Annotated in this window: 24 protein-coding genes; 7 read left to right on the top strand and 17 right to left on the bottom strand. The window is 43.1% G+C overall.

Annotated elements, in window-relative coordinates; translation table 11 throughout:
- The first annotated feature begins 1 nt into the window (after nt 1).
- The 6 genes from CIK98_RS10100 to CIK98_RS10075 are packed head-to-tail and all read left to right on the top strand — an operon-like array spanning nt 2 to nt 7,522.
- The gene (locus tag CIK98_RS10100; RefSeq protein WP_094384107.1) at nt 2–703 is read left to right on the top strand and encodes a cell division ATP-binding protein FtsE; all 702 of its coding nucleotides are present in this window, start codon (nt 2–4) and stop codon (nt 701–703) included.
- A 58-nt stretch (nt 704–761) separates the two neighbouring features.
- Nucleotides 762–2,081 (top strand): aspartate kinase, encoded by a 1,320-nt coding sequence (locus tag CIK98_RS10095; RefSeq protein ID WP_094384106.1) that lies wholly within the window; start codon nt 762–764, stop codon nt 2,079–2,081.
- A gap of 36 nt (nt 2,082–2,117) precedes the next feature.
- Entirely contained in the window at nt 2,118–3,284 is a 1,167-nt protein-coding gene (lysA, locus tag CIK98_RS10090) for a diaminopimelate decarboxylase (protein ID WP_094384105.1), read from the top strand.
- 1 nt (nt 3,285) lies between these two features.
- Nucleotides 3,286–4,425: a glycosyltransferase gene (locus tag CIK98_RS10085; RefSeq protein WP_094384104.1), complete on the top strand. Its 1,140-nt coding sequence runs from the start codon at nt 3,286–3,288 to the stop codon at nt 4,423–4,425.
- Nucleotides 4,422–5,537: a hypothetical protein gene (locus CIK98_RS10080; protein WP_094384103.1), complete on the top strand. Its 1,116-nt coding sequence runs from the start codon at nt 4,422–4,424 to the stop codon at nt 5,535–5,537. Before CIK98_RS10085 ends, CIK98_RS10080 begins: the two co-directional genes overlap by 4 nt.
- Nucleotides 5,534–7,522, top strand: coding sequence for a fructose-1,6-bisphosphatase (locus CIK98_RS10075; protein ID WP_094384102.1), 1,989 nt, complete (start codon nt 5,534–5,536; stop codon nt 7,520–7,522). The genes CIK98_RS10080 and CIK98_RS10075 overlap by 4 nt, the downstream gene beginning before the upstream one ends.
- Before the next feature lie 277 nt (nt 7,523–7,799).
- Here CIK98_RS10075 and rny read toward each other — a convergent pair whose 3' ends face one another.
- The 4 genes from rny to CIK98_RS10055 all read right to left on the bottom strand — a co-directional run bounded on the left by rny (nt 7,800) and on the right by CIK98_RS10055 (nt 10,733).
- Entirely contained in the window at nt 7,800–9,335 is a 1,536-nt protein-coding gene (gene rny / locus CIK98_RS10070; RefSeq protein WP_094384101.1) for a ribonuclease Y, read from the bottom strand.
- Between the two features lie 31 nt (nt 9,336–9,366).
- Complete coding sequence (locus CIK98_RS10065; RefSeq protein ID WP_094384100.1) at nt 9,367–9,666, bottom strand: cell division protein ZapA; 300 nt, start codon at nt 9,664–9,666, stop codon at nt 9,367–9,369.
- Between the two features lie 17 nt (nt 9,667–9,683).
- Nucleotides 9,684–9,977, bottom strand: coding sequence for a hypothetical protein (locus tag CIK98_RS10060; protein WP_094384099.1), 294 nt, complete (start codon nt 9,975–9,977; stop codon nt 9,684–9,686).
- A 117-nt stretch (nt 9,978–10,094) separates the two neighbouring features.
- Nucleotides 10,095–10,733, bottom strand: a complete 639-nt coding sequence (locus CIK98_RS10055) for a hypothetical protein (RefSeq protein WP_094384098.1) — start codon at nt 10,731–10,733, stop codon at nt 10,095–10,097.
- Between the two features lie 135 nt (nt 10,734–10,868).
- On the opposite strand from CIK98_RS10055, the gene rfbA reads away from it, so the two are divergent.
- Nucleotides 10,869–11,738, top strand: a complete 870-nt coding sequence (rfbA, locus tag CIK98_RS10050) for a glucose-1-phosphate thymidylyltransferase RfbA (RefSeq protein WP_094384128.1) — start codon at nt 10,869–10,871, stop codon at nt 11,736–11,738.
- An 84-nt stretch (nt 11,739–11,822) separates the two neighbouring features.
- Here the strand turns inward: rfbA and CIK98_RS10045 are convergent, their stop codons facing one another.
- The 13 genes from CIK98_RS10045 to CIK98_RS09985 form a co-directional block, all read right to left on the bottom strand.
- Nucleotides 11,823–12,122 (bottom strand): STAS domain-containing protein, encoded by a 300-nt coding sequence (locus CIK98_RS10045; RefSeq protein ID WP_094384097.1) that lies wholly within the window; start codon nt 12,120–12,122, stop codon nt 11,823–11,825.
- Nucleotides 12,123–12,146: 24 nt separating this feature from the next.
- Nucleotides 12,147–12,554 (bottom strand): ATP-binding protein, encoded by a 408-nt coding sequence (locus tag CIK98_RS10040; RefSeq protein WP_094384096.1) that lies wholly within the window; start codon nt 12,552–12,554, stop codon nt 12,147–12,149.
- Nucleotides 12,555–12,579: 25 nt separating this feature from the next.
- Nucleotides 12,580–14,751, bottom strand: coding sequence for an ATP-binding cassette domain-containing protein (locus CIK98_RS10035; protein WP_094384095.1), 2,172 nt, complete (start codon nt 14,749–14,751; stop codon nt 12,580–12,582).
- Between the two features lie 16 nt (nt 14,752–14,767).
- Complete coding sequence (locus CIK98_RS10030) at nt 14,768–16,924, bottom strand: NHLP family bacteriocin export ABC transporter peptidase/permease/ATPase subunit (protein ID WP_094384094.1); 2,157 nt, start codon at nt 16,922–16,924, stop codon at nt 14,768–14,770.
- Between the two features lie 29 nt (nt 16,925–16,953).
- Nucleotides 16,954–17,769 carry a hypothetical protein gene (locus tag CIK98_RS10025; RefSeq protein WP_094384093.1) on the bottom strand — a complete coding sequence of 272 codons (816 nt, stop codon included), beginning with the start codon at nt 17,767–17,769 and terminating at the stop codon, nt 16,954–16,956.
- 96 nt (nt 17,770–17,865) lie between these two features.
- Entirely contained in the window at nt 17,866–18,045 is a 180-nt protein-coding gene (locus tag CIK98_RS10020) for a hypothetical protein (protein ID WP_141210501.1), read from the bottom strand.
- 193 nt (nt 18,046–18,238) lie between these two features.
- Entirely contained in the window at nt 18,239–18,583 is a 345-nt protein-coding gene (gene rplT, locus CIK98_RS10015; RefSeq protein ID WP_094384091.1) for a 50S ribosomal protein L20, read from the bottom strand.
- A gap of 35 nt (nt 18,584–18,618) precedes the next feature.
- Nucleotides 18,619–18,816 carry a 50S ribosomal protein L35 gene (gene rpmI, locus CIK98_RS10010; RefSeq protein WP_094384090.1) on the bottom strand — a complete coding sequence of 66 codons (198 nt, stop codon included), beginning with the start codon at nt 18,814–18,816 and terminating at the stop codon, nt 18,619–18,621.
- Between the two features lie 82 nt (nt 18,817–18,898).
- On the bottom strand, nt 18,899–19,606 hold the full coding sequence (gene infC, locus CIK98_RS10005) for a translation initiation factor IF-3 (RefSeq protein WP_094384089.1): 708 nt from the start codon (nt 19,604–19,606) through the stop codon (nt 18,899–18,901).
- 102 nt (nt 19,607–19,708) lie between these two features.
- Complete coding sequence (ligA, locus tag CIK98_RS10000) at nt 19,709–21,715, bottom strand: NAD-dependent DNA ligase LigA (protein ID WP_094384088.1); 2,007 nt, start codon at nt 21,713–21,715, stop codon at nt 19,709–19,711.
- Nucleotides 21,716–21,741: 26 nt separating this feature from the next.
- Nucleotides 21,742–22,206 (bottom strand): transcription elongation factor GreA, encoded by a 465-nt coding sequence (gene greA / locus CIK98_RS09995; RefSeq protein ID WP_094384087.1) that lies wholly within the window; start codon nt 22,204–22,206, stop codon nt 21,742–21,744.
- 56 nt (nt 22,207–22,262) lie between these two features.
- Entirely contained in the window at nt 22,263–23,390 is a 1,128-nt protein-coding gene (locus CIK98_RS09990; protein ID WP_094384086.1) for a helix-turn-helix domain-containing protein, read from the bottom strand.
- Nucleotides 23,391–23,414: 24 nt separating this feature from the next.
- The gene (locus CIK98_RS09985) at nt 23,415–24,848 is read right to left on the bottom strand and encodes a Na+/H+ antiporter NhaC family protein (RefSeq protein ID WP_094384085.1); all 1,434 of its coding nucleotides are present in this window, start codon (nt 24,846–24,848) and stop codon (nt 23,415–23,417) included.
- Nucleotides 24,849–25,141: the final 293 nt, after the last annotated feature.

The following is a 25,141-nucleotide window of genomic DNA, read 5'->3' as shown; positions in this document are numbered from 1 at the left end:
AATGTTGATAGAATACAAAAGCGTAAATGTTAACCAGACCGATGGAAAAGATATACTGTCGGCTGTCGATTTCACGGTGAATGAAGGTGAATTCATTTACCTCATTGGACGTGTAGGTACAGGAAAAAGTTCTCTACTGAAAACAATGTATTTCGAACTTGACGTCGAAAATGCTGAAAAGGCCTTGGTTTTCAACTGCGACATCACAACATTGAAAAGAAAACATGTACCTGCGCTTAGAAGGCAGATGGGGATAATCTTTCAGGATTTCCAACTGCTCTCGGACAGAAGCGTAAGAAAAAATCTCGAATTCGTACTAAAAGCTACTGGATGGAAAAAGAAAACGGAAATCGAAAACAGAATAAAAGAGGTGCTGGCTGAAGTGGGAATGGACGAAAAAATTGACTGTATGCCTTACGAACTGTCAGGAGGCGAACAGCAACGAATCGCTATTGCCAGAGCTATTCTTAATAAACCAAAAATCATTATTGCTGATGAACCTACCGGAAATCTCGACCCTGAAACGGCTGAAAACATCATACGGCTGCTTAGGGAAATTTCACAAACTGGCACATCGGTGGTAATGAGCACCCACAACCTGCCTCTACTGGACAAATATCCAGGCATCGTATACCGATGTGCCGACGGAAGGCTTGAAGAAGTGACCAACGACTTCAACAAGATAAAAATGGAATTCGATTGACTCTTTGTCTTTTTTTGATAATTAGGAATAACAAACAGAATAATTAAACAACAAGAATATGAAAGTAATGAAATTTGGAGGCACGTCGGTAGGCACTCCTGCCAGAATGAAAGACGTGACAAAACTCGTGACATCATCAGGCGAGCCTGTATTTGTAGTATTCTCAGCCATGTCTGGAACAACAAACTCTCTTGTAGAGATTTCAAACTATCTATACAAGAAAAATCCAGAAGGAGCTAACGAAGTAATCAATAAACTCGAGGAGAAATACATGCAGCATGTAGAGGAACTGTACTCTACACAAGAATGGAAAGACAACACACGCCAACTCCTAAACGATGTTTTCAAATATCTTAGATCGTTCACAAAGGAACTCTTCACAAGTTTCGAAGAGAAAAGCATTGTGGCACAGGGCGAGATAATGAGCACCAACATGATAGCAAACTACATGAAGGAACAGGGCATCAAAGCCACACTCTTGTCGGCTCTTGACTTTATGAGAACTGACAAGAATGCAGAGCCCGACCCTACATATATTAAAGAAAAACTCTCTGCCATACTCGACGAAAACAAAGGTTCACAAGTTTATATCACTCAAGGATTTATATGCAGAAATGCTTATGGAGAGATAGACAACTTGCAGAGAGGTGGAAGCGATTACACGGCATCTCTAATTGGTGCTGCCATCAATGCTGAAGAAATCCAAATATGGACAGATATCGACGGAATGCATAACAACGACCCACGCATAGTGGACCAAACTGACCCTGTCCACCAGCTACACTTCGAAGAGGCAGCAGAACTTGCTTATTTCGGAGCAAAAATACTGCACCCCACATGCGTACAGCCAGCAAAATTTGCCGGCATACCGGTTCGACTGCTGAACACCATGGATCCTCAGGCAGAGGGCACTACAATCAGCAACTTTACTGAACGCGGAAAAATAAAGGCCGTTGCCGCAAAGGACAATATTACTGCCATTAAGATAAAAAGCAGCCGAATGTTGCTCGCAACCGGATTCCTGCGTAAGGTGTTCGAAATTTTCGAAAGTTACCAAACGGCCATAGACATGGTGTGTACATCTGAAGTGGGAGTATCGATGAGTATCGACAATCCAAGCCGACTGAACGAAATTGTTGACGAACTAAAGAAATATGGTACTGTGACCGTAGACAACGATATGTGTATCATCTGCGTTGTGGGAGACCTCGACTGGAGCAATGTGGGATTTGAAACTCTTGCAACTGAGGCTATGAAGAACATACCTGTACGCATGATTTCTTATGGTGGAAGCAACTACAACATTTCATTCCTCATTAAGGAGAAAGACAAAAAGCGCGCACTCCAAAGCCTCAGCGACACTTTGTTTAATGCATAACAAAACTCAACCAATACAAACAAAAAAGACAAAAACATGAAAGGTATTTTCCCCGTAGAAAGGTTTCAGTCCATAAGAACTCCATTCTACTACTATGACACAGAGTTGCTGCGCAAAACATTGCGCACAATAAACGAAGAGGCAGGAAAACACGATAACTTCGTGGTACACTATGCCGTAAAGGCTAATGCCAACCCCGCCATACTCCGCATCATCAGAGAGGCGGGACTTGGCGTAGACTGCGTAAGCGGTGGGGAGATAGAAGCTGCCATAAAAGCTGGTTTCAAACCATCTGGCATCGTTTATGCCGGGGTAGGAAAAAGCGACTGGGAGATAAATCTCAGTCTCGACAACAATATTTTTTGCTTTAATGTAGAAAGCCTCGCTGAACTTGAAGTCATAAACGAACTTGCCGCTGAAAAAGGGAAAAAGGCTCGTGTGGCATTCCGCATCAATCCGAATGTGGGTGCCCACACTCACGCCAACATTACAACCGGATTGGCTGAAAACAAATTCGGAATTGCAATGAGAGACATGATTCCCGTAATAAGAAAAGCGGAGAAAATGGAGAACGTGGAGTTCATCGGACTGCATTTCCATATAGGTTCTCAAATCCTTGACATGGGGGACTTTATAGCTCTATGCAATCGCATCAACGAACTTCAGGAAGAACTTGAAAGAGAACATATTAAGGTTGAAAACATTAATGTGGGAGGAGGGTTAGGTATTGATTACGAACACCCCAACCGAGTCCCTGTTCCTGACTTCAAGTCGTTCTTTGACACATACAGTCGACACCTACACCTTCTGCCTGGTCAAAAACTACATTTTGAACTAGGACGATCTGTAGTAGCGCAATGCGGGTCGTTGATAACACGCACGCTTTACATAAAGCAAGGTGAAGTAAAGAAGTTCGTCATCGTTGATGCTGGTATGACAGACCTAATACGTCCTGCACTCTATCAGGCTTATCATAAGATTGAAAACATCACAAGCGAAGATGCTAAAGAGACATATGATATAGTCGGGCCTATTTGCGAATCAAGTGATGTTTTCGCAAAGCAGATTGAGTTGAATGCCACTAAGCGGGGAGACCTCATCGCATTGCGCTCTGCAGGAGCTTATGGCGAAATCATGGCTTCACAGTATAACTGCCGTCAATTGCCAAAAGGATATACGACAGAAGATTTGAACATTATTTAATATGACAATCGACACGTTGACAATCATCATTGGAGCTGCTCTGATTGGTCTCAGCCTCTTTTCGGTGGTCTTCACTCCATTGATAAGAAAACCACGAAAAGACAAGACCGACAGACAGAACCAAAACGATTTCCCATCAATCTCTATAGTACTCGCCGTGCATGACGGCGAGGAAGAGATTGAACGTAATCTTCCCAAATTTCTCACTCAGGACTATGAAGGACAGTTTGAGGTAATCGTTGTCGACGAATCTTCTACCGACAACACGGCTGAAGTACTTAAACGTCTCAAAAACAATTATCACAATCTGTACACCACATTCATTCCAGACTCTAGCCATTATATCAGCAGGAGAAAACTTGCTCTTACCGTTGGTGTGAAAGCCGCAAAACACGACTGGATAATCTTTTCAGATGCAGACTGCAGTCCGGCTGATGACAAATGGCTCAGAGCTATGGCCGCTAAATGCGACAATGACACGGAACTCGTGATTGGAGCTACAAGATATCACAGCGACGCTACAGACTACCAACGATTGGAACGTCTCATGACATGGTGGAGAGAAGCCTATGAAACACAGCATAGACAGGTGTTCACTTATTCTGGACATAATATGATGTTCCGACGTGAGAAATTCGTTAAGGACAATGGCTTCCTCAATAGCCTTATGTACCTAAGGGGCGAATATGACTTCCTTGCAAACGAATATGGCGAAACAATGAAAACAGTGGTGGCTGCCGAACCGCAGGCTACCCTTATAGAAGATGCTCCATCGAAAAAAACATGGATAAACGACCACCTCTATCATATTGAGACACGAAAGCATCTAAAGCACGGCAGACTCTACAAAACACTTGAAAACGCCGATACCTTTATGCTACATCTCAACCTGACATGCCACATCGCGGTTATTGCATTGGCAACGGTAACTGGCAACTATATACTCTGTGCCGCTGCTGCATTGTCACTCCTTGTCAACTATCTCATTCGGGTTATTATTGCAGGCAACGCAATGAGGGCGGCAAACGAAACCATCAGTCCCATGAAAATTCCATTTCTGGAATCGTTCATGGCATGGCGAAACCTCTCTTTGAAAATAAAGCATTCAAAATGTGACAAATATGATTTCATCAGACGATGAACATTATCCATTATAATCCACACAACGACATAGTCATTGCCGAGTATATTGACACTCTAAACATGGCAATGACAGATGAAGTTGTGTCAAGAAAGGCTTCTACGGTAAAAGAAATAAAAAAAGAATTGACAGCACAACATGCCGACATTATCAATATTCATGGATGTTGGCATCATTCATTGCCCATCGTAATGTCTCTTGCAAATAAACATAAGGCAAGACTTGTCGTGACTCCTCACGGTCAGCTCGAACCTTGGGTGATGTCAAGACAAAATAACGTAATAAAACTATTCAGACAGACAATATACCAAAGAAAACTGATAAGACAGGCCTACTCTGTAATTGTCATGGGGGAAATGGAATATTTGAACACTAAAAAAATTGGATGGACAGAACGGATAGAAATCGTTTCCAACTCATTGTTCACAAGTAAGACCACAGACACTCAAATGGCAAAGGAAACACTCGACGTGTACCAAAAAGTAATGGACAGCAACGTGTTTCAAGCTATGGAAGAACAAACTCGCAAAGCTCTGTTTTTGTTGTTTAAGGCTGCTGTCACAAACAACAGACACTGGATAGACAACGAAGAAGTGGCATTAGTCGGAAATCTAGACTACTACAAGTGGCGGCAGATAATGATATATGGTTACACGACATCAACACTCGAATATATACTACGCGGTGCTGACGTCTTCTCGATAACACCACCTGAATGTCATCCGGAAAACATTAGGTGTTATTGTGCGGCAAGGGCCAAACGCATTGCAGAGTCGAATCGTTTGCCTATGCTTACATTAGGCGACAACGGCACACATAGTACAGATGACATGACGGCTATGATAAGGGCTATAAAAGAAAAGGCAGAGCGAAAGACTATAGGCATTTCCGACATTATTCTCCTGGCTGTTTCTTTATTCAATCTTCGTATCGACGAAGACGAGCTCAGATTCAAGCTTGACGAGGCGCAACTGTCGTCATTCGCTGCCAGAGCCATGGCTCTCTGCACCTATTTCACATGCATGCCGGAAGGTTTCCTGATAATGCATTCAAAAAACGACAGGAAAACCAAATCAATTATTAATAGTATTTTAACCCAACTAAAATTATGACACCCAAAACACACTACAACATCCAGAACAACCTGCGCTACATCTCTCTTCTGTCGCAGTCGTTCCCGTCAGTGGCTGCAGCCAGCACTGAGATTATCAACCTTGAGGCAATCTTAAATCTACCTAAAGGTACAGAACATTTTCTCGCCGACCTTCACGGAGAGTACCAGGCTTTTCATCATATCCTGAAAAATGCCTCCGGAAACATTAAACGTAAAGTGAACGAACTTTTCGGAAGCGAAATAAGAGAAAATGAAAAAAAGGAACTCTGCACACTTATCTATTACCCGGAGGAAAAACTCGAACAGGTGAAATTGTCGGAAGAGGACATTGATGACTGGTATCATATCACCATTCACCAATTGGTCAGAGTATGCCGCGACGTGAGCAGCAAATATACAAGGTCAAAGGTACGCAAATCGCTTCCTTCTGATTTCAGCTATATCATCGAGGAACTTCTTCACGAGCGCACTGACGATTATAACAAGACGGCTTATGTAAAAGTAATTGTTGACACAATAATCACAACTGGTCGTGCCGACGACTTCATTGTGGCGCTATGTAATGTGATACAACGTCTTGCCATTGACCAGCTACACATTCTCGGTGACATATTCGACCGTGGAGAAGGTGCACACATCATTCTTGACACTCTTCTCGGTTACCACAGCTGGGATATACAATGGGGAAACCATGACATTCTGTGGATGGGGGCATGCGCAGGAAACAATGCCTGCATTTGCAACGTTCTAAGACTATCGCTGCGATATGCCAATCTTGTAACACTTGAGGAGGGATACGGCATAAACCTCATGCCATTGGCTACATTTGCCATGGAAACATACGCTGACGACCCTTGTACGGAATTTATTCCACGACTGTTGAAAAATGCCAAGATGGACGAAAAGACGCTCCTGCTCACCGCACGTATGCATAAGGCCATTGCTGTACTGCAATTCAAGGAAGAAGCCAAGTTGTTCAAGAGTCATCCGGAATGGGCAATGACTAACAGATGCTTGTTCGACAATATTGACTATGAAAAGGGAATATGCACCTTGGACGGCAATGAGTATAAAATGACCAGTTGTTTCTTCCCTACTATCGACCCGGCTGACCCTAACCGACTGACGCCTGACGAGGAAATACTCATGTCTAAGCTACATCATTCGTTCTCTGCAAGCGAGAAATTACACAAACATGTAGGTACACTACTCAGTCATGGCTGCATGTATGCTATCTACAATAGCAACCTACTATTCCATGCCTCAATACCACTAAACGATGACGGTACGCTAAAAGAGGTGCAACTTTGCGACGGAAAAAGATATAGCGGACATGAACTGATGCATCGCATAGGGATGCTCATCAGGTCGGCTTTCGCCTCTGACACAGACAAGGAAGAGAAAGACAACGCCATTGACTTTTTCCTATACCTTTGGTGCGGCACTGACAGTCCATTATTCGACAAGTCGAAGATGGCTACCTTTGAACGATATTTCCTTACCGACCGGGAAACCTTTAAGGAAGAAAAAGGTAATTATTTCAAACTACGCGACAACGAGGCCATTTGCGACAGGATACTTGATGCTTTTGGCGTAAAAGGCAACAATCGTCACATCATTAATGGGCATGTTCCTGTACATGCATCAAAAGGCGAGAATCCAATTAAGGCAGGAGGAAAACTTATGGTTATCGACGGAGGATTCAGCGAAGCGTACCACAAAGAGACAGGTATTGCGGGATATACTCTCGTATATCATAGTAGGGGCTTCCAACTTGTACAACACGAGCCCTTCACCTCGGCCAAAGACGCCATAATACGCGGTACAGACATTAAAAGCACGACGCAAATTGTTGAAATGTCGGCACATAGAATGCTTGTATCAGACACAGACAAGGGCGCAGAGCTAAGATCACAGATAAACGACCTTAAGGAACTTTTATATGCATATCGCCATGGATACATAAAAGAAAAGAGAGTATAAGAAGAAGACCATCTGATGATTTTTTTCTCAAAAAAAAAGGTTGGAACAGGACGTTCCAACCATAGGCTACAAATAAAAAACTCTAAAACAACTGAATCATTGTGTGATTCACGCTATTCTAAAACCGATGCAAAAATAAGGAATAAGTTTAGTATTTGCAAATTATTTAACTTCTTTTTGTACAACTTACAACAAATTAACAGTATTAAAATAATATATCCTTCCCTTAATCTTAAGGGAAGGATATATAAATATTAACGTATTGTGCTAATAATCACTATTTTGCGTAAGCAACACTTCGAGTTTCCCTGATGACAGTGATTTTCACCTGTCCTGGATAAGTCATCTCATTCTGGATCTTATTTGCTATTTCACCAGAAAGTGCTTCGGTCTCGGCATCATCCATCTTGTCAGCACCTACTATGACACGCAATTCACGTCCAGCCTGTATTGCGTAAGTCTTGGTAACACCAGGATAACTCATAGCAATAGCTTCAAGGTCGTTAAGTCGCTTGATATATGCCTCAACAATTTCTCGTCTTGCGCCAGGACGTGCACCGCTAATGGCGTCACAAACCTGAACGATTGGAGCCAACAGGGTATTCATGTCGCACTCGTCATGATGGGCAGCTATGGCATTGCAAATATCCGGTTTCTCTTTGTACTTCTCAGCAATCTTTGCTCCATATAGTGCGTGAGGCAATTCACTTTCCTCATCTGGCACCTTTCCGATGTCATGCAACAGACCTGCCCTTTTTGCTTTTTTCGGGTTAAGTCCAAGCTCTGATGCCATGACAGCACAAAGATTTGCAGTTTCACGAGCATGCTGAAGCAGGTTCTGCCCATAAGAACTACGGTATTTCATCTTACCGACAATTCTTATCAGTTCCGGATGCAATCCGTGTATTCCCAAATCAATGGCAGTGCGCTTTCCTGTTTCAATAACTTCATTGTCCAACTGCTTCTTAACCTTCTGAACCACCTCTTCTATACGAGCGGGGTGAATACGTCCGTCAGTTACAAGCTGATGTAGTGCCAGTCTGCAGACCTCACGCCTTATTGGGTCAAAAGCACTGATAACAATAGCCTCAGGCGTATCGTCTACTACAATCTCCACACCGGTAGCAGCCTCCAGCGCTCTAATGTTTCTTCCTTCACGACCAATGATTCTTCCTTTCACCTCATCGTTGTCGATATGGAAGACACTGACACTGTTTTCTATTGCTGTCTCAGTGGCCACTCGCTGTATTGTTTGGATCACAATCTTTCTAGCTTGTGCATTGGCATTAAGCTTGGCCTCGTCCATAATCTCGTTGATGTAGCTCTGTGCATCGGTTCTTGCTTCGTCTTTCAACGACTCGACAAGGCGTTGCTTGGCTTCTTCGGCGCTCAGTCCTGATAACTCCTCAAGCTTCTCACGCTCCTTTAGCTGCATTTTCTCCAGTTCCTCATGTTTGATGGCGAGCATTTTTTTCTCGTTCTCAATACGTGTCTGCTGGTTGTCGAGTTCATTCTTTCTGCGCCCGAGGTCTTCCTGTCGCTGATTAAGCGACAACTCTCTCTGTTTCAGTTTGTTTTCACTTTGCTGGATGTGTTGGTTTCTTACCTGCACTTCCTTTTCCAGCTCACTTTTCTTGTTTAGGAACTTTTCCTTCACTTCAAGGAGTTTTTTCTCCTTGATAACTTCCGCTTCCTTTTCTACGGTTGACATCATCTCGTTATACTTACCTTTCAGTACGTATCTGAAAAAGAGATATCCACCTATGCCACCCAGTATGAGTGCTACAGCGGCAATAATAATCGTCAATATCATAAATGTTTTTATTAAATAATAATGTTAATATTTATTTACCTTCAAGAGCCTTGTCTATCTCCAAAATGAGACGTTTCAAGGTATTATTATATGGTTCAACGTCATTTTTGTCCACCTCCATTTCGTAAAGCAACGCAATATCGATAAGTGTCATCAATGCTATCGTGTGGTCACTTTTATGTCCTTTAAACATCTCTGCATACTTGTTGTAACGCTCAGTGATAAACTTAGCGGCACGCCGATATAGCGGTTCGTCTTGTGGACGCACTGCGATATCGAAATCCTGGTCATAGACATGGATACGTATATGTTGCTTGGTGTCTTCAGCCATATATCGAAATGCTATCGTTATTTTTCTGTTAAGAGTGTGATACACCTATTGACGTCTCTGATGAGTTTCTGTAGCTTTGCTTTAGTTGCGGTAATATCACCATCAGCCACTTCAATCATCTTTGCCATCTTGTAAGAATCAAATTGTTTCTTCACATCATTGAGTTCGGCAACAATCCTTTTGTTTTCTTCTTCGCTTTTCTCCAGCATGGCATACAATTCCTTATTCTCCTCTTTCAGACTCTGAAACTGGAGAATAAGCTGGCGCATCCGCGCCTCGAATGTTGCCATTGTAGCTTCGTTAGGACTCATTATTCTTACCCAAATTTGTACAAAGGTATATTATTTTTCTTACAATCAGACATGTTTAATTAAAAATTTAATTTTTTTTAATCAATATATTGTCTTTCAGTGCTTCATACTACTATTTTATTTGGTTTTTCTGTCATCGTCCTTGGGTTTGGGCTCTTTTTTTGCCAGCATTACAATTTTGTAGACGAAAGATGTTGTCCACTGTTCAGAGAATCCCAACTTTGCCGCATACTGTCGCACACTGACCACTGTCTTGAGCACTCCCGGGTCTGTATAGTCGTTTTTGTTGAAGATTTCATTTATTGTCTTTTCTGTCATTGTATACAATGCCTTTGACATGAAAGATGGCAGTCTGAGTTTGAATTTCATAAGGTTTCCAACAAGCATCATCAGGTCTTGTGTGAATGCCTGGAACTGTAGCATGTATACCTGCACATCTTGGATTTTTCTACAACGTTTCTTTATGCTTGAGTCTATCTCCTTGAAGAACACGTCATCCATCTGATAGATGTCGGTAAGCATTTTTTTGCATCGTGAACGCTCTCCTACTCCCAAACGATTGTTAACAGTTGGAACGTGCAATGTGGTCTTGAAAACCCTCAAGTCTGGCAGTGCTGCAAGATTTGTGATACCTAAATCGGAGGCCATGGCTGCCTGGAAATACACTCTTATGAGGGTCATGAAATCTTCCATTCCCCCTGTTTTTTGTTGTTCATCGGCACTTTTCTTGCCGAAAATTTTAGATAGTATATTCATTTTTGTCGTTTTTGGGTGCAAAGATACATTATTTTCTTTATATTAGAAGATTTTTTCACGACAAAATTGCCTTTCATTGAAAATTATTTGTACCTTTGTGGCAAAAATAAATATATAATCAAAAAAAAAGAGAAAATGAAAGGCATTGTATTAGCTGGAGGTAGCGGTACGAGACTTTACCCTATCACAAAAGGAATCAGTAAACAGTTGATTCCCATCTTCGACAAACCGATGATATATTATCCCATCTCGGTACTCATGCTTGCTGGTATAAAGGATATTTTGATTATCAGCACACCACACGACCTTCCTGCCTTCAGACGCCTCCTTGGCGATGGCAAAGAATTAGGAGTGAGATTTGAGTATGCTGAGCAACCTTCTCCTGATGGTTTGGCACAGGCTTTCATTATTGGTGAAGAATTCATAGGCGACGATTCTGTCTGCCTTGTTCTTGGAGATAATATTTTCTATGGTAGCGGCTTCAGCGGACTGCTCAAGGAAAGTGTGAAAAATGCAGAGCAGAATGGAAATGCAACCGTATTTGGATATTATGTCAACGACCCTGAACGCTATGGAGTGGCAGAATTTGATAGCGAAGGCAAGTGTCTCAGCATTGAAGAGAAACCTGCCAAGCCTAAGTCTAACTATGCCGTGGTAGGCCTTTACTTCTACCCGAATAGCGTTGTAGAAGTGGCAAAAAACATTAAGCCAAGCGCCCGTGGCGAATTGGAAATTACAACAGTTAACCAAGTATACCTCGAGCAGGAAAAACTCCAAGTCAAACCACTTCAGCGTGGTTTTGCATGGCTCGACACTGGCACTCATGACAGTCTCAGCGAGGCAAGTACATTTATCGAGGTGATTGAGAAACGACAAGGATTAAAGGTGGCCTGCCTTGAAGAAATAGCATATAAAAAAGGCTGGATCACCCTTGAACAACTTCACCAACTTGCACAACCAATGTCCAAAAACGGATATGGCCAATATCTTTTGAGTATTAATTAAGTGAAGAGTGTTATTAAATGAAGAGTGAAGAATGAGGTTAACGCAGGTTATGCGGAGCCTATTCTTCACTCTTCATTCGTTATATTAATTTATCTTCAGGAATCTTGAGAATCCTGTCATGTCAAACACCTTCTTTATTTGGGGCTTGACTCCTGTGAGTTTCATTTGTCCTTTGTTAGCTGAAATCATTTTTTGCGCTTTCAGCACAACTCTCAGACCGCTACTGCTGATATAATCCAGTTCTGAACAATCTAATTCCAAATCCACTCCGCTTTCAGACAATATTGGATTAATTTCACGTTCAAAATCACCTGCATTGATGGTGTCAATACGATTACCTGTTTTTACGAGAACAGAGTTCCCATTTCTTACTATTTCTGCCATTTTTCTATTTATTTATGTTACTTGTCAAATATTTTTTTTCAACGTCAAGACGTTATGTCCGTCAAGACGTTGATAAGTCACTTCATTCATTATGTTCTTGACAATATAAATGCCAAGTCCTCCTATCTGCCGTTCTTCAGCTGACAATGTCACATCGGCATCCTCCACCTTTGTCGGATCAAACTCCTTTCCTTTGTCATTGACGGTAAACACAAGTGAGTTACCATCTTTTTCAGCGGTCACAATCACTGTGCCTTCTTCATCTTGTGGATAGGCATACAGTATCACGTTTGATACAATCTCTTCGAGAACGAGATTCAGATTCATCTCCAACTCCGGGTCAAGAGTCATCTCTGCTGCCACCTCTTCCACAAATATCGCAAGCTTTTCCAGCTCAGCCACATCGTTTTTTAGGATAATCTTTTTTTTCATATCTACAGGCTTATTAAAATATAATTCATTGATTTGCTATTTGTCTTTTTGCCAACTTGAAGAATAGCCCTTGCTTTGCCATAAGCTCGTCAAAGGTACCTTCTTCAACAATTTCTCCTTTGTCAAGCACTATTATTCGGTTACAGTTTCTGATGGTGCTCAACCTGTGTGCCACGACAATTCTTGTACAGTCGAGTTTATCGAGATGGTCAGCCACTTGTCGTTGACTGATATTGTCAAGGGCACTTGTGGCCTCGTCAAGCAACAGTATGGCGGGATTGGCTATCAGAGCCCTCGCTATCAGTATGCGTTGCTTTTGTCCGCCACTGAATCCAGAATTTCCTTCGCTCACAACTGTATGCATCTGCATCGGCATCTGTCGTATGTCATCAGCAATGCCAGCCATCTCTGCCGCTCGCCACGCATCTTCCATCGTGCTGTTTGGAGCAGTGATGGTTATATTACTGAAAATATCGCCTGAAAACAGGCTACCACCTTGCAGACATGTACCTATCAACCGTCTAAGACTTGTCTTGTCGCATTTCGAAAGGTCGTAGTTGTCGTAGAACACGCCTCCGTTTTGTGGATGTTCAAAACCAAGGAGTAACCTTAACAATGTACTCTTTCCACATCCCGACGGGCCAACGATAGCCACATAGTCCCCGGGGGCTATTTTCAAATTGAAATGCCTAAAGAGCCAGTTGCTTTCGTCGCTATATCTGAAAGAGAGATCGCTGACTTCAATATTTCCGCTCAGATAATGGACTTGTGGGGCGTCAGGCTGAAGTTCTGGTACGGTTTTCAGCACCGGAGCGGCAATTTTCAATAGCGGGAAAATTTTTGCAATGTTAGGTATAGTAGCGGTCATGTCCGCCATAGCCGACGCTATCATGCCATATGCTACACTGAAGGCTATGAAATCAGACACTCCCACTTTTTCCTCCACTGCATACCAGTAAAGCACTGCAATACTACCCATTTGACATAATGCGATAAGTGCTGGCATTATTTTCACCGTAAGTGGCGGATTGTATGTGATATGGGCACAACGCCGGTACAAGTCAAGCCACTTTGTGAATATTCTCTTCTCTGACCCCGTAAGTTTTACCTTTTGAATACCTGAGAAGATATCGTACTCCATACTGTCCAGCTCCGACTTATGGTCGGCGAGTTCAAGTTCCTCAATATACATTTGCCAAGCATAAACCACGATGAGCATAGTATGTATGGCAAGTAATATCAGTGATGGTCCCAACAATGCTTTAGCGTAGACAACAATCTGGAACACATATATCACGGAGAAAAAAAGAGTAAAGAAAGTACCCCTCATCGCTTCACTTGCAAATGTGTTTAATCTCCTTAGCGACGATATCCGGTTTGTTATGTCTCCAGAGGTATGCTGCCAAAAAAATCTTGTGTCGAGAGTGAAAATGCGCGACATGAAGGCCATTTGGAAGTTCATCTGCACAATATCCTTCACACGGAGCACAAGTTTGTTTCTCATCACTTCTATTAGTGCACTGCCCACAGTAACACCACAAAACAAGGCTGCCATTGGATATAGGTCGGCAAGTATTCCGTTGGGGATCACGTTATTGAATATTTGTTTATTGATGAAAGGCAGGAACATGCCGAAGAGGCTTACTGTAAAGGCGGCAAGAAGCAGTGACGAGAATGCCGACATGGGGGTTACTGCCACTACAAACCTGAGTATATCTTTTGCCTTAAGAGCCTTTGGCGGAAAACATGGATAGAAGTCAAGTGCATCGGGTTTCACTGTCTTCATCAACTTTTCGTCAACGTTTCTTACATTTCCATTTGCATCTATACATTTATATCCGAACACCCATTTCCTTGGTATGAAAAGCAGCATGTTTCCTTCTATATCTTGCCCTAATTTAGGTCCCACGGTTGACTTCCACCAAGTGCCGTTGAGACATATTCTGCGCTGCATTATACCCATCGGTCTAAGAATGCGTTCTAATTGTTCATCGGGCGTCAAGAATCCATCATCGTCAAGCACATAGTCTGTCACCTTCAAATACTCCAGCAGTTTGTGTATGACATAGTTGCCGGAGGCCATTGTCGACCCTCGGTCGACCTTGAACCCCATATCCTTGGCGGCATCCCCGAACACCTCTCTCAGTGATGCGATTTCCCTTTCACGCCTTTTACTTATCTGGTCGTCAAATAACATTTTCTACTTATGTTAATCATTCTATGTCCTCGGCACATTCCATCAGCATTTTGTATTGGCCCTCTTGTGAAATCAGTTCGTCATGAGTGCCTCGCTGCACAATCTTTCCTTGGTCCATAACTATTATCTCGTCGCAGTCACGCACAGTGCTCAATCTGTGGGCAATGACAATCAACGATGCTCCACACTGCCTGATGCCCTGCATAACGTCACGCTCCATTGCAGTGTCAAGTGCGCTTGTTGCCTCGTCGAGAATGAGTATTACGGGTTCTCTTGCCAGTGCTGTTGCTATCTCCAAACGCTGTCGTTGTCCGCCGGAGAAATTTCCTCCTCCTTTTACAAGACGCGTGTTAAAGCCTCGCGGTCGAGATATGATATCATCGCGTATTCCTGCATCGATACAGGCCATGGTCATAGTGAAATCCTCAATGGAGTGGTCCCACATTTTCAAGTTCTCAGCTATCGTGTCGTTAAACAACACCACATTCTGGTCTATAACAGCCACTGAACTTACAAACTCTTCATGGCTTATGTCCTTGGCATCTCGTCCGTCAAAGAGCACTTGTCCGCTCCAAGGCTCATATAGTTTGGAAACGAGTTTTGCTATGGTGCTCTTACCACAGCCAGATGAACCCACAATAGCCACGCTTTTACCTGGTTTCAGTGTCATCGAAAAATGACTTATCAGAGGTTCAGCTGCCGGATTATATCCGAATGTGACATCACGAAGTTCCAGGCCTCCCCCCAACTTTTTCAGTTCTGCCCTTTTGTTTTCTCCTTGGTTCTTGCCGTCGTTATTCTGTTGGACGGGATATGCCAGAACATCGTCAATTCTTTCCATTTGCGACCTCATCTCAATCACCGTCGTTGAGCCATTCATGAGTCCCATGGCCGGCTTCATGAATTCTGCCATGAAACCTTGAAAAGCCATAAGCATACCAATACTGAATTCCCCTTTCAGTATGAGTGCCGCTCCGAGAATAAGCACACAGCTATTGGCAAGATGGGCAAAGATATATGGATAGAATGAACGTTTCTGCATGATCACCTCATGGTTGTACATTCTTGCGAAATTTCCTGCCCAGAACTCAAAGAAGCCTCTTTCTGCACCAGCTGCCTTTATGCTTTCCATATTGTCTATACAAGACATGGTGATACCATAAGATCGGCCCATGCTTTGCTCAAGGCCACGGCTGAGGTTGTTGCGCAATTCGCGCTCGTCTACCACAACATATGCATTAATAGCCAATACTACAATACCAAGGATGGTGAGCAAAAGGCTGTATTGCAACATCAGTGCCACATAGAAAGCGAGCAACATAACATTTACGGCATATGGCGCAAGAATAGAGACCAGGTTTGACGTGATGGTCTCGTTAAGTGACTGTCGTTGCACTATGTCGCCCACATATCTGTGACTGTAGAATTCTATCGGCAGATTAAGCGCATGCCAAAGGAATCGGGCGTTGCCTCTAAGCGACATGCCTCCAGAAAATCTTCTGCCATATACATTATCGAGTAATGCAAGCATGAAGTGAAACATTACAAGACCTCCCATAGCAAAGAAGAAAGGCAGCGACCACTCATCGTTTTTCCCCGTGATAATCCTGTCAAGAAACACTTGTGATATCAAAGGGTACATTAGTCCCGCAAAGGCAAAGAGAATTCCCATAACCAAAGTAAACAGGAATGCGTCTGACACACCTTTGATATTATCATGTATGTAGTGAAAAATGGAAGTCTGATGCCCGCTCTTAGTGAATTCAATACCAGGTTCTGCTGTTATGGCCACTCCTGTATATGACCGATTAAAATCGTTCATCGACACACAAAGGCTTCCATATGACGGATCATTGATGTAAGCCTGCCCATTCTTGAACCCCTTGAAAACGACAAAATGACTAAAATTCCAGTGTATGATGGCTGGTGCCATATGTTGGAGGTCATCGATGTCGGCATGCCATCCATGCGCTTCCAGTCCGTACTTTCTTGCAGCCAAGACCATATTGCGCGCATTACTTCCATCACGCGATACACCGCAGTCTGTACGCAATTGTTCAAGCGACATCCACTTGCCGTAATAGGCAAGCAGCATCGACAAGGCAGCCGCTCCACATTCCACGGTTTCCATCTGCAATATCACCGGTACTTTTTTAATTTTCTTGACCTTCATATATGTCTTTTTTATTCAGATGTAAGTATTCAGAATCTGAAAAACATCTTGTATACTGGCTTTCGCTGAGAAATTATCTGCACGTTACAGAAAGACATGGTGTTCAGTCTGATCTGTTTGCTCTGTTCCCTTGACCATTTCAGAAGGTTAGGATTTGCATTGTCTGCATCAACCACAAGCCTGACTTCATAGGCTGTTTCGTCGGGAAATATTGTGTCGACGAAATTCCTTATCACCGACTGCTCTCTTGCTTCTTCAAGTCGTACTGGAAAAGGATTTATCTTTGTGATATGTCCCACTATGTAGCCATAGTCCTCTCTGTGCAGGTCTACAGGAGTCACTTGAACCTCAAGTCCAGGTGCTAATTCACGTAAGTCCTTATATCTCACATAGGTTATGAGTTCTCTATTCAAGTGATTGTTTTTGTCGGGAATGATTTCCATCAGTGTCTCATGAGCACGAAACCTGTCATCAACGGCCTTAGAGTTAATCACCATACCTGCATGGTCAGCGTATAGTGTATCTGTTTTGCCATGGTTTCTCACGGCCATTAGGGGCATGCCTTTAGTGACATGTAGACCTTTGATTACAAAAAGCTGATCTACCTCTCCGTCAGTTTTATTACATACTCTCTCTGGGGAGTCATGAGGGAACACCACAGCTACTGCCTGAACATGTTCGGTAACTGTGCCGAAGACAAGCCATAAGCACACTACGATACTACATATCGTCATGGAGAGGATGACGATATATAATGGCGGTGTTGTGACTCGTATAAAGTCGTTTATCTGACCTGGATTATCCAGTACGTCGAGCGTTTCTTTTCTGAACAGATTTTTTTTCATTCCTCAATATTCTTTTAATGCCTCCTTCCTCTCATTATTCTCTTTTGTTCATCAACACGTCCCTTCCCTCTGCTTTCATTAATATCCCCTTCTCGCTCAAGCCGCGCCTCCTGTCACCTGCGAAAGTTCTTCTAGTGTAAGTTCTCTCAATCCACCAGTCAGTAGTGTCATAAGAGCGAGAATCTCTTTTGCTTCATTTGGCGTAGCAGAATATCCGGCATTGCTGACTACCTGCATCACCTCATTCTCGTTATGACACAATCTGAGCTGTTCCATAACGTTTCGTCCGTATAGTTTTATTACTGTATCCAACTTCATGTGGCAAAAATAATAAATATTTTTGAGAAAAGCGTAATTGTTAAGACTTTTTTACAATTTATTCTCAATAACACATAAAAAAAGCCACAATTCCTTAGAACTGCAGCTTTTATTTGCTCAATAGGCACAATTTTTATGTACCAAAGTTTTCTTACTTAACCTTCTCAACGATAGCCTTGAAAGCCTCTGGGTTGTTAATGGCGAGATCGGCAAGAACCTTGCGGTTAATCTCTATACCTGCCTTGTTGAGTGCTCCCATGAGAACAGAATAGCTCATTCCCTCAAGACGGGCAGCAGCATTGATACGCTGTATCCAAAGAGCGCGGAAAGTGCGCTTCTTGTTTCGGCGGTCACGATATGCGTAGGTGAGACCTTTCTCCCAGGTGTTCTTCGCTACGGTCCAAACATTCTTGCGGGCACCGAAGTAACCGCGAGTAAGTTTCAAAATTCTTTTTCTCTTTGCTCTTGAAGCAACGTGATTGACTGATCTTGGCATAGTTTTCTTACTTTAAAATGTTAGACAATAAGGGATTAACGGAGACACAACAGGTCACGAACCTGCTTCATGTTGGTCTTGTCGACGATTGTGTCGTGAACCAAGTTACGCTTTTGCTTCTTAGTCTTCTTTGTGAGAATGTGGCTGTGATAAGCGCGAGCTCTCTTAATCTTACCTGTACCGGTGAAACGGAATCTCTTCTTCGCTCCGGAATTTGTCTTTACTTTTGGCATTTTTTTAATTTTTATTTATTGTTATTTATTATAGTGTGGCAACGCATATACCGGGCGTTACGCACTTGTTTCCATTTTATTCTCAGTCTTTTATCTTCTTGATTTTCTCCTTGGCGGAGTCACTCATCTTGGCATTGGCGAAAAGTCCGCCGTTGGCAGGTAACTCCATTTTATCCTCTTCATTTTCTTTGACCAGCGTCTGTGGAGCAGCTTTCTGCTCGTTGGCTTTTTTCTCTCGATCCAAAGCCTGCTGACTCTTCTTTGCCACACCAGCTTTCTTCGGTGTGAGATAGAGGAACATTTTCTTTCCCTCAAGCGATGGCAAGTGCTCCACTCTTCCGTACTCCTCAAGATCGTTAGCAAAACGCAAGAGCAACACTTCACCTTGCTCCTTGAACAATATTGATCGTCCGCGGAAGAAGACGTATGCCCTCACCTTGTTTCCTTCCTCAAGGAATTCCTTGGCGTGCTTGAGCTTGAAATTGTAGTCGTGCTCATCTGTCTGAGGTCCAAATCTGATTTCCTTTACCTCCACTTTTACTTGCTTCGCCTTTATTTCCTTAGCTCTTTTTTTCTGCTGGTATAAGAATTTGGAATAGTCAATGAGACGACACACCGGTGGATTGGCGTTTGGTGAAATTTCTACCAAATCCACTCCTTGGTCACGTGCCATGTCCAATGCCTGGCGTGTAGGAACTACTGTTGATCCGCTGTCTCCTACGATGCGGACTTCTCGTACACGTATCTGTTCATTAACACGGTACTGATTCTTTATATTGTCATTCTTCATTCAACTATTTTATGAAAATCGGCTGCAAAGTTACTAATAAAAATGAGAAATTAAGAAATTAAAGCAAAGAATTTGTTTTTATTCCTATTCTTTTAACGTTTTTTACACCTTTATGCCTATCATTTCTAGGAATTGGTCCTCATTTATTATATTAACTCCTAACTTTTCAGCCTTTTGCAGTTTGGAAGGTCCCATATTTTCGCCTGCAAGAATGAAGGAAGTCTTTGCGCTTATGGAGCCTGTATTTTTTCCACCGTTTTGCTCTATCATTGCCTTGTATTCGTCACGGCTGTGTTTTTGGAACACACCGCTAATGACTATAGTCATTCCTTTCAGCAGTTCGGTGTGGCTGTCGAGTTGTTCTTGGCTAAGGCTCATCTGTAGACCATATTTTCGAAGCCGTTCTACTATTTCGACGTTGTTTTGTGTATGGAAGTATGTGATGACACTTTTAGCCACCACTTCGCCTATTCCATCGATATGTGTCAGTTCGTCGAGCGTTGCCGCCATCAGCTTGTCAATATTCTGGAAATGTCTTGCGAGCAGTTTTGCCGTTGTCTCGCCCACAAGCCTTATTCCGAGGGCGAACACCACTCGTTCGAAAGGCACTTGTTTCGAAGCCTCTATTCCGTCAACAATCTTCCTTGCCGACTTTTCCCGGCTTCCGTCGCCGTTAATCTGCTGTACGTCGATGTCGTAGAGGTCTGCTACGTTTTTCACCAATCCATGACGATAGTAGTCGTCTATGGTTTCTGGGCCGAGCGACTCTATATTCATAGCCTTGCGGGATATGAAGTGTTCAATGCGTCCCCTTATCTGTGGAGGGCATCCTGTATCGTTTGGGCAATAGTGTATAGCCTCTCCTTCATACCTTACCAATGGTGTGCCACACTCTGGACAAATTTCTGCGAAGGTAACTGGTATTGCATCGGGGTCTCGGTTGTCGGTATCCACTCCTACAATTTTTGGTATTATCTCACCACCTTTTTCCACAAAGACATAGTCTCCAAGATGTAGGTCAAACGATCGTATAAAATCTTCATTGTTCAGCGTCGCACGTTTTACTACTGTTCCTGCCAACTGTACAGGTTCCATGTTTGCCACTGGTGTCACAGCCCCTGTTCGTCCCACTTGGAAGGAGACCTCCAAAAGTCGTGTACGCTCCCTTTCGGCTTTAAACTTGTATGCAATGGCCCATCTGGGGCTCTTTGCTGTGAATCCGAGATTTCTCTGCTGGTGTTGTGAGTTGACCTTAAGCACTATTCCATCAGTGGCCACTGGGAGGTTTTTCCGTTCTACATCCCAATAATCAATGAAATTGTATATCTCTTCGAGTGATTTCACTTTTCTCATTCCCTCGCTCACTTTGAATCCCCACTTTCGTGCTTTCTGCAGGTTTTCGTAATGACCGTCAGAAGGAAGTTGTTCGCCTAATAGATAATAAAGGTATGCGTCAAGTTGCCTACTTGCCACGAGTGCCGAGTTTTGGCTCTTAAGCGTTCCGCTCGCTGCGTTTCTCGGGTTTGCGAAGAGCGGTTCCTCTGCTTTTTCCCTTTCAGCGTTCAGTCGTTCAAAGACTTTCCACGGCATCAGTATCTCACCTCTTATCTCAAACTCCGACGGATATTCGTCGCCTGTAAGCACAAGAGGTATTGACCGAATGGTACGTACATTAGCTGTAACATCGTCGCCTCTCACTCCATCACCTCGTGTCACAGCCCTTACCAACTGTCCATTCTCGTAAGTGAGACTTATAGAGAGTCCATCATATTTCATTTCGCAACTCACCTCGAAGTCCTCTCCGCCAAGTCCTCGTTTCACGCTGTCATACCATTCGGCCACCTCCTGCTTGTTGTATGTGTTAGACAATGAGAGCATAGGGTATCGATGGGCAACCTGCCTGAACTCACCTCCCAGGTCGCTTCCTACCCTTTGTGTCGGTGAATTTGGGTCTGCCATCTCTGGATGTGCAGTTTCAAGTCTCTGCAGTTCGTGCATAAGTGCATCAAACTCCATGTCGCTTATTGTAGGCTGGTTTTCCACATAATATCTATGGTTATGTTCGTGCAGTTCTCGTCTGAGCTGCTCTATTCTCTTTATTTCGTCCATTATTCTTTATTTTTTATTACCAATCATCATAAAGTGACACTATCTATGTGGAGTTGCATTGTGCCCGCCGGCACTTTCACAGTTACCGTATCACCGGCCTTCTTCCCTGTAAGAGCCTGTGCTATAGGCGACTTTATCGACATTTTCCCCTCTTTTATGTCTGCTTCATGCGGACTAACAATCATATATGTCATCTTAGCATTATTAGCAAGATTAGTCAGTTCCACTTTTGAGAGTAGTCCTACGGTATCAGTTTCCAGAATTGTTCTGTCCAATATCCTTGCATGCTCCAGCACACGCTGTTTGAAGCGTATTCGACTGAGGATTCTTCCTTGCTCACGTTTTGCGGCATGGTATTCAAAATTTTCGCTGAGGTCGCCTTGTGCCCGCGCCTCTGCTATGGCTTCCCTCACCCTCGGAAGGTCTACAGATTCTAGTTGTTTCAGTTCGGCTAATATCTTGTTATAGCCTTCTTCTGACATGTACTCCATTTTATATAGTAAATCTATTTGTTAATATTCCTTAGTTCGCATAAACTTTACTTCCACTAAGTCGTGATTTTTTCCGCTTCACGCCATTTGGCGGGCGAACTTCCTTCCTTAGCCTTGAAAATCCTGATGAAATGATTCAAAGAGGCAAATCCAGACATTTCTGATATATCGTTCATCTTCATATCTGAGTGTCGTTTCATCAAGCGTTTGGCATACTCTATGCGCAAACTTGAAATCCAGTCGCGGAAACTCATGTTATATACAGTGTTTATATATGTTGAAATATAGGTGCGGTTGGTGCAGAACAGTGTTGAAAGTTCAATCAGCGATATGCCTGGTTTGCGATATCCTTCCTTCTCTATCCAGTCACTGATGCGCATTCCTATTTCGTGATAGTATGAAGGTGGAATGCCCTTATTAGCATTGACAGAATCACCCGCTTTGCTTACCTTCGGCATATCCACATCTTTTAGAAATGCCTTTTCCACCTTTTCATAAAATAAGATATAATTCTGATAGCAGCAATACAGATATATATAAAAAGGTATGGACGACAATATCCAAATAAAGATATACTTGTCTGGCAGGAACGTGAGCAATCCGCAACTCACGCCAAAGCCGATGGCCCAATAAGTGAAGATGGACAGCCAACGGATATACTGGCTGATGTCGTCGGAATATGTGTTCTCAAACATCTTAATGGCATATGAATATGTGCGCAACAGGTGGACAGAGAGAAACACTCCATACCCCACCAACCATGCCGCAAGAGCCGCCATACACCATACCTGGACCAACACATTGTCGAAAAGGAACAATACAACGCATGTAGACACAGAAAACGCCACCCATAATGCCAGATGACGCAGGAAACGCCCCAATGTGACATGTCGTTTGTCGAGCAATATCATCATTGCAGAATAGAACAACCAGTAACACAAGAAATAGGTTGAGAGATTCATCAATATGGTGGCATTCACGTTTCTAAGTCTTATGGCAGTGAAAAGATGAACCGAATAATTTGCGGCAAGGATGAGCAATGCTACTCCCATCAACCTGCGCGAAAGAAGGTAGTTGCAAAACACCTTCTTATCCGGAGTTCGCGATAGAAGCATGTGAAACCCGAAAAACAGCATTAGCGGCAACGCTATCTGTAATGATTGGCTATATAATGACTGATCCATAATACTTGTTAAACAAATTCCATACTACTTATTCTCAACCCTCTTGATTTTATATCCTATGGCTGCCACTACGATGCTCATGAGCGGACTAATGATATTGAAAAAGCAATAGGGAAGATAGGTAAAAGTAGCCACGCCCAACACAGAACTCTGTGCCATGCCGCATGTGTTCCATGGCACTAAAACAGAGGTCACTGTGACAGAATCTTCTGTCGCACGACTCAACAACCGTGGTTCTAAACCATTTTTGTCATAAATCTCCCTAAACACATTACAGGAGAGCAGGATGCCCATATACTGGTCGGCTACAGTGTTGTTAAGTACCAGTCCGGTGGTAACAGTAGAAGCGACAGTAGATGTGCGGCCACGGGCAAAGCTAGCAAAAAGCCTTGTAATGCCGGCCGTCATGCCGCCAGCAGTCATTGTAGCGCCAAAACACATGGCACACAATATGAGCCAAACAGTGGGCAACATTCCCTCCATTCCCCTTGTGGCAACAAGTTGGTTGAGCATGGGATTTGAAGTCTGAATGGAAGTGCTGCCATATACTACTCTCATGGCACCACGGAACAAGTCGCCATCATCAAGCGTTGCCAACACATCTGCTTGAAACATCAGAGCGAATACCACCCCAAGTAACGTGGAGGCAAACATGGTAACCAAGGCTGGCAGACGCTTGGCTATCATCACTGCAGTGGCAACAGGCACAAGAACGAGCCATACGCTGATATTAAACCGGCCTGCTATAGCTTCCTGACATATAGCAAGATGACCATTGTCAACCGCCGTATGCGAAAAGCCTGCCACCAAAAACACCAACAAGGTTATCAGAAACGACGGGATCGTGGTAATCATCATATATCTGATATGGGCAAAGAGATTCACACGACATACACTCGACGCAAGCACAGTGGTGTCTGACAAAGGAGAAATCTTGTCGCCAAAATATGCCCCGCTGATGATGGCACCTGCTATCCAACCCTCTTCAAAACCTTGAGCCTTGCCTATGCCCATGAGAGCCACTCCTATGGTAGCTATGGTTGTCCACGAGCTACCAGTCATCACACTCACCACGGCACTTATCACGCATGTAGAAACCAGAAATACGCTCGGATGAATAATGTCGAGCCCATAGTAAATCAACATCGGCACCACCCCACTCACCATCCATGCGCCACCCAGTGCACCAATAAACAGCAGGATAATCATGGCCGACGAAACTTGGGAAATACTCTTGGCTATCTGATTTTCAAACACATGCCACCTCACCTTGCCTACCCAAATACCTATCATACAGCATACCGAAGAAGCTGCCAACATCACAATCTGACTGGGACCTCCAAGAGATTCGTCCCCAAAGGCACGGACAGTAAACACCAACAATGCCATTAGAAGCACTAAAGGTGTCAATGCCAACCATAATGGCAATATCTTGTTTCTTTCCAGTTTTTCTTTCATATATATCAAAAATATTCTGCTGCAAAAATACGAATATTATCTTGAATATGCAAATTATTCTGTCTGAAAATGACACTTCCTGCTTTTTTTGCCTCATAGCGTGTGTTGATTTCTGGATATCGGCCCCTTGGATTTAATCCCCTTTTACGTAATATTTTTTACTATATTTACTCTTCACACTGTCATGAAAGCTACGGTTGCTTTCATAATAAGCGTTAATATTAACAATCTTTGTATAGACAATTCTTGCATCTTTCAGAATATATTCGTACATTTGCGGCAATAATTATCGA

It is taken from the genome of Prevotella sp. P2-180 (assembly GCF_002251435.1).
In the GTDB taxonomy this organism is placed as follows: Bacteria; Bacteroidota; Bacteroidia; order Bacteroidales; family Bacteroidaceae; genus Prevotella.
The sequence above is the reverse complement of the archived record's forward strand: the minus strand, read 5'-3'. Positions and strand labels throughout refer to the sequence as shown.